Source organism: Paracoccaceae bacterium, from assembly GCA_012103375.1.
Classification (GTDB): domain Bacteria; phylum Pseudomonadota; class Alphaproteobacteria; order Rhodobacterales; family Rhodobacteraceae; genus WLWX01.
On the sequence record WLWX01000001.1, the window covers coordinates 1,215,854 to 1,226,352 of the forward strand.

The window sequence follows — 10,499 nt, forward strand, 5'->3', positions numbered from 1 at the left end:
ACGCAATTACAGTTTAGGGGATCTGATTTCATGAAATTTCGAACCGCATTTTTCGCAACGATTCTAAGTCTTTACGGCGTTTCGGCTTCGGCTGCGGTTTATGAATGTGACATTGATTCGAAGTCGCACAACTGGCTGCCGGTCAAGCTGTTCGTCTCGCACAAGGCGGGGTCGAATACGGCGACGGTAAGTGATCCAATCATCCATCACTTTTATGGCAAGCCAATTGGTGTGCGGGTTAAGCATGACAACGAAAGGCGGGTGACATTTGGCTGGACAGTCAAAGCAGTCAACAAGTCGCGACAACGCGCCAATATGGTGTATCGCGCGACTTATCTGAAAAGCTCGGGCAAGCTCAGCATCAATGCGCAGCCCAATGGCTATTCCAACAAGTTCTCGGCAAGCGGCACCTGCAAGGTTTCCTGACCTGATTTCGGCCCGGATAGCCGCAAGGCGCTGATCCGGGTCGATTGGGGTTGAGCGTCCTTGCCGGATGCGGCAGTTTGCGGGTAACGGAACGGCGGGCGGTGACGCGCGTTGTTCCGACACGTTCACACCTGAAAAGAGGCACCTGACATGGCATTCTCCCTTCCCGATCTTCCCTATGCGCATGACGCGCTGGCCGAAAACGGCATGTCGAAGGAAACGCTGGAATACCACCACGACCTGCACCACAACGCCTATGTGACCAACGGCAACAAGGCGATTGAGGGAACCGAATGGGAGGGGAAGACCCTCGAACAGATCATCACCGGCACCTATGACAAATCCGCCGTCGCGCAGAACGGAATCTTCAACAACATCAGCCAGTTGTGGAACCACAACCAGTTTTGGGAGATGATGGGCCCGGGCAAGTCGGCGATGCCGTCCGAATTGGAAGCCGCGCTCAAAGACAGCTTTGGTTCGGTCGATGACTTCAAGTCGCAATTCAGCGCGGCGGGCGCCGGGCAGTTCGGCTCGGGCTGGTGCTGGCTGGTCAAGAACGCCGATGGCGGTCTGGCCGTAACCAAGACCGAAAATGGCGTGAACCCGCTGTGCTTTGGTCAGACGGCGCTGCTGGGCTGTGACGTTTGGGAGCATTCCTATTACATCGACTTCCGCAACGCGCGTCCGAAGTATCTGACCAACTTCCTGGACAATCTGGTCAACTGGGAGAACGTCGCAAGCCGCATGTAAGGGCACCGCGCGTGACCCGACGGGGTTTTCTGAAAGGCCTGCTTGGAGTATTCTTGGCGGGCCTTTTTTCTGCGCTTTATGCGTTCTTCCTGGAACCGGCGCTGCGGTTTCGGGTGAAACGCTGGGCGCCGGATGTCCCCGGCTGGCCAAAGGGGCAGAAACTGTCGATTGCGATTGTCACCGACCTGCATATGGGCGGGCCCTGGATGACGCTGGCGCGGCTGGAAAAGATCGTCGCGCGCACCAACGCCATCGGGGCGGATCTGATCGTTGTGCTGGGCGATCTGGCGGCGGGGCATCATTTTGTTCAGGCCCCGGTGAAGGTGGCCGATACCGGGCGGGTGCTGGGCGGGCTGCAGGCGCGGCTGGGTGTCTTTGCCGTGCTTGGCAATCACGACTGGTGGGATGATCTGACCGCGCAGCGGCGCGGCACAGGGCCGGTGCTGGCGGGTTTGGCGATGCAGGACAATGGCATTCCGGTGCTTGAAAATCAGGTTCTGAAACTGGGCGAGGGCGACGCCGCATTCTGGCTGGCCGGGCTGGGCGATCAGATTGCGTACCGGCGGCAAGGCCGCTGGGTTGGCGTCGACGACCTGCCCGGAACCATGGCGCAGATCCCCGACGATGGCGCGCCCGCGATCCTTTTGGCGCATGAGCCCGATATTTTCCCGAAGGTGCCCGACCGCATCGCCCTGACCCTGTCGGGTCACACGCACGGCGGGCAGTTCAACCTGTTCGGCTGGCGCCCTGTAGTGCCAAGCCGCTTTGGCGCGCGCTTTGCCTATGGCCCGGTGACCGAGGGGCGGCGCTGTATCGTGACCTCGGGCGGGTTGGGGTGCTCGATCATCCCGGTGCGCTTCGGCGTGGTGCCCGAAGGGACAGTGGTGGAGTTGGGCGCATGACCGATCCGGCGCGGGGCGTCCTGGCGATGATCGCCGCCTGTTCGGTCTGGGGGCTGTCGCCGATATTCTATACGCAGCTGGCCCATGTACCGCCGTTGGAATTGCTAAGCCATCGGACATTGTGGTCGCTGGGGTTCTTCGGGATCATTCTGCTGGTGCAGGGCCGCCTGCGGCAGGTCGCGCGCCTGATGATCGGGCCCCGATCGCTGGTGCTGGTCGCAATCGCGGCGCTGATGATATCGGCCAATTGGTTCCTGTTCATCCTGTCAACGCAGATCGGGCAGGTCACTGAAAGCAGTCTGGGCTATTATATCTTCCCGCTGGTGGCAGTGGTGCTGGGACGGCTTGTCTTGGGTGAGCGGTTGGGACGCGCGCAGTTAAGTGCCGTAGCGCTTGCCGCCCTCGGGGTTGGCGTGCTGATCCTTGGCGTCGGCGTGGTGCCCTGGCTTAGCTTTTCGCTGGCGCTGACATTCGGCTTTTATGGGCTGATCAAAGGGCGGATGTCGGCCGGACCGGTTATTACCGTGACGGCCGAAGTGGTGTTGCTGGCGCCATTGGCAATGATCTGGCTTTGGGGCGTCCATTCACAGGGCTGGAACGGGCTGGTGGGGCGCAATGTCGGCGGCTTTGGGTCCGACGTCTGGACCACCAGCCTGCTGATCCTGTCCGGTCCGATCACGGCCGGGCCGCTGATCCTGTTCAGCTATGCCACGCGGCGCATTCGTCTGGCGACGATCGGGATCGTGCAATACATCAATCCAACGTTACAGTTTTTCTGTGCCATCGTGGTGTTTGGCGAAGGGTTCAGCCGCGGCCAGGTGCTGGCCTTCGGGTTCATCTGGACTGCCTTGGCAATCTATTCGATTGCCGCGGTCAGGGCCGATCAGGTCGGGCGCAGGGCGGCGAGGGCAGCCTCGACCGTGGGGACCACAGTGACGTAGTCGCGGATATCGTCGCCTGCGAATCCTTGCGCGATCACGTGGTCGATCAGCCCGACCAACGGATCCCAATAGCCTTCGATGTTCAGCAGCAGGATCGGTTTGGAGTGCAGGCCAAGCTGGCGCCAGGTCAGCACCTCGAATAATTCATCCAGCGAACCGGCCCCACCGGGCAGCACGATCACTGCGTCGGCGTTCATGAACATGACCTTTTTGCGCTCGTGCATCGTTTCGGTCACGACAAAGGTGTTCAGGTCGCGCTTGCCGACCTCCATGTCGATCAGGTGGGTGGGGATCACGCCGAATGTGTCGCCGCCCGCAGCGCCGGCCGCGCGTGCAACGCGGCCCATCAGGCCGACGTCGCCCGCGCCGTAAACCAGCCGCATCCGGTTTTCGGCCAATGCGCGGCCAAGGGCCTGGGCGGCGTCTGCATATGCCGGGGCGATGCCGTCGCGCGAACCGCAATAGACGCAGACAGATGTGATCGGGGGCATGGCGGTCCTTTCCGGTTCAACGATGGCGGCGTGACTCTGAGGTCGAATTGGCTAGACTGGTCCAGCAATGGACCGGGAACCTGGCGGGGGCAAGGGCATGGCGCGTGCGACAGACAATTCCAGGCCCGGCTGGCTGGCCGAGGGCGTTCTGATCGGGGTCATCGTGGTCTCGGTCGGGGCGGCGAACCTGCCGGTGTCGGGCCAGCTGGTGGTGCCGGCACCTTCGGATACCGGCGAAGCCCGCGGGCAACAGGCCGGGGCGGAGTCACAACCGGCGGACGTGCAAGTGGCGGCAACCGGGCAGCCACTGGCGGCGCCTGAGGCGGCAGATCCGACAACGACGCCTGCGGCTGATGCTGAGCCTGCGTCTGAACCAGAGGCAACCGATCAGGTCGTAGCTAGCCAAACGGCAGCAGAGCGCGAGGGCCCGGCGTCGCCGGACTCCCCCGACGGGAACGAAGTGGCTGTTCCGGAACCGGAAACGGCACCGACTTCGCCGCCGACACCGACGACGATTACAACTGCGGAACCATCTGGGGCAGGGGTGGTTTCATCCGAAACTGGACCAGAAACTGAAACCACAACTGATTCCGTAACTGATACAGCAACCGATACAGCAATCAAAATAGCGGCCCCTTCTGCGGACGAACCAGTGCAAGCGGCGGCAACGCCAGCGGTCAGCTCCATCGCAGCGCCACAGCCGCTGGCGTCGGAAGATGACACTGCCGAGGCCGGGGCCGTAGGAGGCGACATCATCGCCCTGGCAGTGCCCGAGGTGGCGGACAGACCGGGTGCAGAGGCCCCGTCGGACCCTGAGGCCACGATCAGCGCGCCGGTCGCGGTGCAGGTTCCCGACACACCGGCCCCCGATACACCGGCCTCCGCCCCGTCCCCGGATGCGCCGCGCTTCGATCTTGTGCGCGTCGATGCCGATGGGACGGCGGTGCTGGCCGGGCGTGCGGTTCCCGGGGCGCTGATCTCGGTCCTGCTGGGCGGAAAGGCGGTGACAACGGCACGCGCGGGTGATGACGGGAAATTCGCGGCGCTGTTTCTGGTCTCTCCAAGCGTTGCACCGCAACAGGTGGCCCTGACGGCTGAGGGGGCGGATGGATCGGTTCTGCGCGGGGCGGAAACCCTGATCATCGCGCCGTCGCCCGAGCTGCCGCCGTCGCCCGACGTGTCCGGCGGTGCCGATGCGGCGCAGACCAATGCGGAACCCGATGTGCCGACCGCGCGCGCCCCGGCCGCGCAGCCGCGCCTTCTGCTGGCGGACCCGGAAGGTATGCGCGTGGTGCAGCCCGGAACCGGGCGTCCGGCGGTGCAGACGGCGGTCAGTATCGACGCAATTGCCTATGATGTTGAAGGAACGGTGGTTCTGTCAGGGCGCGGGTCCGGGACGGTCCGGATCTATCTGGACAACCGCCCGGTTGAGACGGTTCCGGTTGCCGCCGATGGACAGTGGCGCACGCCGCTGCCGGTGGTCGATACCGGGGTGTATCAGCTGCGCGTGGATGAGCTGGACGCCTCGGGCGCAGTGACCTCGCGCACGGTGACGCCGTTCCAGCGTGAAGACGCAGCGCGGATCGTGGCCTTGGCGGAAGAGCAACAAGTCACCTCAACCGGCCCGCGCCTGATCACGGTGCAACCGGGATCGACCCTCTGGGGAATTGCGCGTGAGGAATACGGACGCGGGGTGCTGTTCGTGCGGGTTTTTGAGGCGAATAGGGGAGAGATCGCAGATCCGCATTGGATTTATCCGGGCCAGATTTTTTCGGTGCCGGAGGGGGATGAGTAGGCGGGGAATGCGTAGGAGCTAGATTGTTCTGATTTCGCTACCGTCGTCGCAATTACAACGCAAGCCGCACACAACGAACGCCCAGTTGGTGTTTCGGTCAGTTGAACAAGGCTCGATGCCTCCGGCGGGGATATTTTCAACAAGAAGATGAATGGTTTAGGGACCCACACACATCCGGATGGGCGCAGCAGCAATCCTCGGTCAGATAGTGGATCAGGCCGGACAGATTGTCATAATCGGCGCGGTAAATGACGTTGCGCGATTGCTTGGCCGAGGTGACGAGCCCCGCGTCCTCCATCGTGCTGAGGTGGAAGGACAGGGCCGAGGCGCTGCAGTTGGTTTGTTTTGCAAGGTCACCCGCGCTCAGCCCGTCAGCGCCTTGCGGGACCAGCAGCCGCAGCACCGCCAGCCGCGTTTCATGGGCAAGGGCGGCGAAGGCGCGCAGGGCGGTGGACTCTTGCATCTTTCAACACCTCTTGAAATGTTGTAACTGCATGCTTTAGACAGCATTGACGACAAAATCAACCAACGTGAGCGTGCCGGAATGACAGACACGACGATGAATGACGCGCCCGCGGCCAGCGGCTGGACCACGGTGCGCCGGGTCGGCCCGTACCTGTGGCCGGATGATCACCCTTGGGTCAAGCGCCGGGTGGTCATCGCGCTGGTGGTGCTGTTTTTCGGGCGCCTGATCTCGGTCATCACGCCGTTTTATTACAAGGCGGCGGTGGATGCGCTGGCGGGGGACGGTGTCTCGGCGGCGTGGATGCTGGGGATGGGCGCAGTTGGCCTGACGGTGGCTTATGGCGTCACCCGGCTGATGGCGGTCGGCTTTCAGCAGCTGCGCGATGTGCTGTTCGCGCCGGTCGGGCAACGCGCGCTGCGCCAATTGGCGCTGGAGACCTTCACCCACATTCACCGCCTCTCGATGCGCTATCACATCTCCCGCAAGACCGGCGGGCTGTCCCGGATCATTGAACGAGGCGTCAAAGGCGTCGAATTCCTGCTGCGGTTCCTGTTGTTCTCGATCGGGCCGCTGGTGTTGGAGCTGTTGATGATCGGCGTCATCCTCGCCGTGGTTTTCGACATCTGGTATCTGGCCGTCGTCGCCGTCACCATCGGTCTGTACATCTGGTTCACCTTCGCCGTGACCGAATGGCGGGTGAAGATCCGCAAAGAGATGAACGATCAGGACACCGACTCCAATCAGAAGGCGATCGACAGTCTGCTGAACTTTGAAACCGTCAAGTATTTCGGGGCCGAGGCGCGTGAGGCAGAGCGTTATGACAGCTCGATGGAGCGGTACGTGGCGGCGGCGCTGAAAACCTCGTACAGCCTTGCGTTTCTGAACTTCGGGCAGGCGTTGCTGATCACTGCGGGGCTGGTCATCGTTATGGTGATGGCGGCGATTGGCGTGCAGAATGGGGTGCTAACGGTGGGCGATTTCGTCATGGTCAACGCCTATATGATCCAGATCACCATGCCGCTGAACTTCCTTGGCACCGTCTACCGCGAAATCCGGCAGGCGCTGGTCGATATGGGCGATATGTTCGGCCTGCTGGGGCAACCGGCCGAGGTTGTGGATGCGCCCGGCGCGAAGCCGTTGGAGGTGACGGGCGGAGAGGTCGTTCTGGACGATGTGTTGTTCGGCTATGACGCTGCGCGCCCGATCCTGAAAGGTGTCAGCATCACTGCGAAACCGGGGGAAACCGTGGCGATTGTCGGACCCTCAGGTTCCGGCAAGTCCACCATCGGGCGGCTGTTGTTCCGGTTTTACGACGTCAGCGGCGGGGCGCTGAAGATCGACGGGCAGGATGTGCGGGATGTCACCCAGACCAGCCTGCACGCCGAGATCGGCGTCGTGCCGCAGGACACTGTGCTGTTCAACGATACGATCTATTACAACATCGCCTATGGCCGCCCCGAAGCCTCCCGTGCCGAGGTGGAAGAGGCAGCGAAGGCGGCCAAGATCCACGACTTCGTCTCCAGCCTGCCGGACGGGTATGAGACGACTGTGGGCGAACGTGGATTGAAGCTGTCGGGGGGTGAAAAACAGCGGGTTGGGATCGCGCGGACGATCCTCAAGAACCCGCCGATCCTGCTGCTGGATGAGGCCACCAGTGCGCTGGATTCCGAGACCGAGCAGGACATTCAGGACAGTCTGCAGGAGATGGGGCAGGGGCGCACGGTGTTGACGATTGCACACCGTCTGTCCACCGTTGCACATGCCGATCTGATCGTGGTGCTGGAAAACGGTGTGATTGCCGAACAGGGAACCCACGACAATCTGCTGGCGAAATCAGGGCGTTACGCAAGCCTTTGGCACCGTCAGCAATCCGAGGAAGACGCTGCCTGAGGCTGCTGTATGGGTGACCCGGCTCAGCAATTCTTTGCCGTCTTCACGGTTTGGTGACTCGGGCTCCCTTGCCTGCCGCCACGGCGCGCGGGCAGGCTGAGCGCAGTCATTTACAGAATTGGAGGGACCCATGCGGCACGTAGTTTTGACGGTGGCGATGCTGGCGCTTGCAGCGCCTGTTCACGCGCAGGACGTCATGCGCAAGCTGACCAATGTGGCGGGCGACGTTTATCTGTTTCAGAACAACTTCCACAACTCGTTGATTGTGGCGACCAGCGAGGGGACGGTGCGGGTTGATCCGATCAACGCCGAAGCCTCGGCCTGGCTGGCCGACAATCTTGGGACCATAGATGCCGCGCCTGTCAGCCATCTAATCTATTCCCACAGCCATCTGGACCACGCCTCAGGCGGGGCGGTGCATGAGGGCGCAACCGTGATAGCGCACGAAAACGCGCCCGACCAGATTGACGGCGTCGCGCCGGATATCCGGGTTGGGGCAAACCACTCACTGGAGGTCGGCGGCAAGACCTTCGAGCTGACGGCGCTGGGCCCGGGGCATGGCGAGGATATGCTTGCCGTGGTCGTGCGGCCGGAAAACGTCGCCTTTATCGTCGATGTCGCGGCCCCCAAGCGCCTGCCGTTCCGCAACCTGGGGGGCGCGAATATGGATGACTGGATCGGTCAGATCGAAGTGGCGCAGGGCCTGGAGTTCGAGATTTTCGCACCCGGTCACGGGGCGGTCGGCACCCCGGCTGATCTGGACGATGCGCTGTCTTACATGAACGATCTTCGCGCCGGTGTGCTGGAAGGGTTGCAGGCGGGCAAATCGGTGGATGCGATCCAGGCCGACCTGACGCTGGATGCCTATGCCGACTGGAGCCAGTATGCCGACTGGCGCGGCCTGAATATCGAAGGCATGGCGCGCTATTTGCAGGACAGCGGCCTTGTGAACTGACAGGAGCGTGATTGCACGCGGCGCGTGAACGCCGTAGCCATCGGGGCGGTTGTCTGATCAGACAATCGCCCCGTTCCTTTGAAGGTGTCCGTAATGGCGAACTCGATGCTCCGCACCGCGTTGATTCTGGGCCTGCTGTCCGCAGTGGGTCCGTTTTCGATCGACATGTACCTGCCCGCGTTGCCGCTGATCGAGGCGGACCTGAACACCAGCGTCGCCGGGGCGCAGGCAACGCTGACGGCGTTCTTTATCGCCTTCGGGCTGTCGCAGCTGGTCTATGGCCCCTGGGCGGATCAGGCCGGGCGGCGGGTGCCGTTGTTTTTCGGCATCGGGCTGTTTCTGGTGGCCTCGGTCGGCTGCGCACTGGCGCCGACAATTGGCTGGCTGACGCTGGCGCGGTTTGTTCAGGGGCTGGGGGCGGCTGTCGTTATGGTGGTGCCGCGCGCGGTGATCCGTGATTTGCACACCGGCACCGAGGCGACCCGGCTGATGGCGATGATCATGCTGGTGATCAGCGTCTCGCCGATGCTGGCGCCGCTGGCGGGTAGCGGGCTGATGCTGCTGGGCGGATGGCGTTTGATCTTCTGGGTGATGGTGGTTGCGGCTGTTGCCAGTATCACGCTGAGCGCGGTCTTGTTGCCCGAAACCCTGCGGCCAGAAGACCGCGTGCCTGTCAACCTACGCTCGCTCAAGCGGGGCGCGGGTGTGTTGTTCCGCGATCCGGTGTTTATGGGGCTGACTTTCATCGGCGGCTTCGGGATGGCCAGCTTCTTCGTCTTCATCGCCAGTGCGGCGTTTGTTTACACCGGTCAGTTCGGCCTGAGCCCGACGGGCTTTAGCCTGGCGTTTGCGATCAACGCCATTGGGTTTTTCGCGGCTTCGCAACTGGCGGCCCCGCTGGGGGAAAGATTTGGGATGGTCCGGGTCATGGCGCTGGCGGTGCTGGGGTTTGCGCTGATCAGCTGTGCCTTGGCGGCGGTCGCATTGGCCGGCTATGCCAGCCTGGGCGTCGTTGTGGGCATGCTGTTTTTTGCCAATGGCAGTCTGGGTCTGGTGGTCCCGACCACCATGGTGATGGCGCTGGATCCGCATGGAGAGATTGCGGGCCTGGCCTCGTCACTTGGTGGCACCATGCAGATGCTGACGGGCGGGGTGATGATCGTTCTGGCGGGGCCGTTCTTTGACGGGACCGCGACGCCGATGGTGATCACGATTGCGCTCTGCTCGTTGGGTGCACTTGGGTTGGCGCGGTGGATCCTGCCGCGTTTGATGGTTGAGGCAGCTCCGGGTTGAGGCGGTGGCGGGGGGCTGTCTGCCCCCCGAATTCGGGCATTCAGGAATGCCCGAAACCCCCCGAGGATATTTTCGGGTCAATGATGGGGTCAGGGCGCGCCTGGGGCGAGGCTCGCGCGAAGCTCGGCCACCAGCGCGTCGCGATCATTTTCGGCACGCTCCAACAGGTCGGGTGGGGCGCCGTGGAGGATGTTTTCGCGACCATTGGGCTGCGGGTCGTGGCGGGCGCTCCAGATGATCAGTTCCAGGATCACCGGGATCAGATCAGCGCCGCGCGCTGTCAGCCGGTAGGCGTGGCGCTTGCCGTCGGGGATGCGCGTGACGATGCCGGCGTCTTCCAGCCGGATCAGGCGATTGGACAGGATATTGGTGGCGATCTTTTCGGATGATTTTGCGAATTCGCCATAGCGGGATTTGCCGCGAAACAGCATGTCGCGGATGATCAGAAGGCTCCAGCGGTCGCCGATGATATCGAGGGCGAAGGCCACCGGGCATTTGCCGCTGCCGGGGTTGGTCATTGGGAGGTGATATGGCGAGTACTTGCTTTTTGCAAGTAACTGGCGTTTGCTTGCGTTATGCAAGTGAATCAG

Annotated in this window: 11 protein-coding genes; 8 read left to right on the top strand and 3 right to left on the bottom strand. The window is 62.7% G+C overall.

Annotated elements, in window-relative coordinates; genetic code table 11:
- Window positions 1-30: 30 nt before the first annotated feature.
- From GKR99_06320 to rarD, 4 genes are all read left to right on the top strand, one after another.
- Window positions 31-426, top strand: coding sequence for a hypothetical protein (locus tag GKR99_06320; protein NKB27174.1), 396 nt, complete (start codon window positions 31-33; stop codon window positions 424-426).
- Window positions 427-576: 150 nt separating this feature from the next.
- Window positions 577-1,176, top strand: coding sequence for a superoxide dismutase (locus GKR99_06325; GenBank protein ID NKB27175.1), 600 nt, complete (start codon window positions 577-579; stop codon window positions 1,174-1,176).
- 11 nt (window positions 1,177-1,187) lie between these two features.
- Complete coding sequence (locus GKR99_06330) at window positions 1,188-2,078, top strand: metallophosphoesterase (protein ID NKB27176.1); 891 nt, start codon at window positions 1,188-1,190, stop codon at window positions 2,076-2,078.
- A complete protein-coding gene (gene rarD / locus GKR99_06335) occupies window positions 2,075-3,019 on the top strand; it encodes an EamA family transporter RarD (GenBank protein ID NKB27177.1) in 945 nt (314 codons plus the stop codon). The genes GKR99_06330 and rarD overlap by 4 nt, the downstream gene beginning before the upstream one ends.
- Here rarD and GKR99_06340 read toward each other — a convergent pair.
- A complete protein-coding gene (locus GKR99_06340; GenBank protein ID NKB27178.1) occupies window positions 2,962-3,510 on the bottom strand; it encodes a TIGR00730 family Rossman fold protein in 549 nt (182 codons plus the stop codon). The two genes, rarD and GKR99_06340, sit on opposite strands and share 58 nt — an antisense overlap.
- 67 nt (window positions 3,511-3,577) lie before the next feature.
- On the opposite strand from GKR99_06340, the gene GKR99_06345 reads away from it, so the two are divergent.
- Window positions 3,578-5,305 carry a LysM peptidoglycan-binding domain-containing protein gene (locus tag GKR99_06345; GenBank protein ID NKB27179.1) on the top strand — a complete coding sequence of 576 codons (1,728 nt, stop codon included), beginning with the start codon at window positions 3,578-3,580 and terminating at the stop codon, window positions 5,303-5,305.
- A gap of 136 nt (window positions 5,306-5,441) precedes the next feature.
- Here the strand turns inward: GKR99_06345 and GKR99_06350 are convergent, their stop codons facing one another.
- Window positions 5,442-5,768 carry a metalloregulator ArsR/SmtB family transcription factor gene (locus tag GKR99_06350; GenBank protein ID NKB27180.1) on the bottom strand — a complete coding sequence of 109 codons (327 nt, stop codon included), beginning with the start codon at window positions 5,766-5,768 and terminating at the stop codon, window positions 5,442-5,444.
- A gap of 81 nt (window positions 5,769-5,849) precedes the next feature.
- Here GKR99_06350 and GKR99_06355 point away from each other — a divergent pair, with 81 nt between their 5' ends.
- The 3 genes from GKR99_06355 (at window position 5,850) to GKR99_06365 (ending at window position 9,909) form a co-directional block, all read left to right on the top strand.
- Entirely contained in the window at window positions 5,850-7,661 is a 1,812-nt protein-coding gene (locus GKR99_06355; GenBank protein ID NKB27181.1) for an ATP-binding cassette domain-containing protein, read from the top strand.
- Between the two features lie 130 nt (window positions 7,662-7,791).
- Window positions 7,792-8,616 carry a hypothetical protein gene (locus tag GKR99_06360; GenBank protein ID NKB27182.1) on the top strand — a complete coding sequence of 275 codons (825 nt, stop codon included), beginning with the start codon at window positions 7,792-7,794 and terminating at the stop codon, window positions 8,614-8,616.
- 105 nt (window positions 8,617-8,721) lie between these two features.
- On the top strand, window positions 8,722-9,909 hold the full coding sequence (locus GKR99_06365; GenBank protein ID NKB27183.1) for a Bcr/CflA family efflux MFS transporter: 1,188 nt from the start codon (window positions 8,722-8,724) through the stop codon (window positions 9,907-9,909).
- Between the two features lie 89 nt (window positions 9,910-9,998).
- On the opposite strand, the gene GKR99_06370 is transcribed toward GKR99_06365, so the two are convergent.
- Complete coding sequence (locus GKR99_06370) at window positions 9,999-10,427, bottom strand: transcriptional regulator (protein NKB27184.1); 429 nt, start codon at window positions 10,425-10,427, stop codon at window positions 9,999-10,001.
- Between the last annotated feature and the right edge of the window lie 72 nt (window positions 10,428-10,499).

Coding starts and splice junctions, on each gene's coding strand:
- GKR99_06365 (NKB27183.1), top strand. CDS start 8,722: ATGCTCCGCACCGCGTTGATTCTGGGCCTGCTGTCCGCAGTGGGTCCG.
- GKR99_06360 (NKB27182.1), top strand. CDS start 7,792: ATGCGGCACGTAGTTTTGACGGTGGCGATGCTGGCGCTTGCAGCGCCT.
- GKR99_06340 (NKB27178.1), bottom strand. CDS start 3,510: ATGCCCCCGATCACATCTGTCTGCGTCTATTGCGGTTCGCGCGACGGC.
- rarD (NKB27177.1), top strand. CDS start 2,075: ATGACCGATCCGGCGCGGGGCGTCCTGGCGATGATCGCCGCCTGTTCG.
- GKR99_06325 (NKB27175.1), top strand. CDS start 577: ATGGCATTCTCCCTTCCCGATCTTCCCTATGCGCATGACGCGCTGGCC.
- GKR99_06350 (NKB27180.1), bottom strand. CDS start 5,768: ATGCAAGAGTCCACCGCCCTGCGCGCCTTCGCCGCCCTTGCCCATGAA.
- GKR99_06370 (NKB27184.1), bottom strand. CDS start 10,427: ATGACCAACCCCGGCAGCGGCAAATGCCCGGTGGCCTTCGCCCTCGAT.
- GKR99_06345 (NKB27179.1), top strand. CDS start 3,578: ATGGACCGGGAACCTGGCGGGGGCAAGGGCATGGCGCGTGCGACAGAC.
- GKR99_06355 (NKB27181.1), top strand. CDS start 5,850: ATGACAGACACGACGATGAATGACGCGCCCGCGGCCAGCGGCTGGACC.
- GKR99_06320 (NKB27174.1), top strand. CDS start 31: ATGAAATTTCGAACCGCATTTTTCGCAACGATTCTAAGTCTTTACGGC.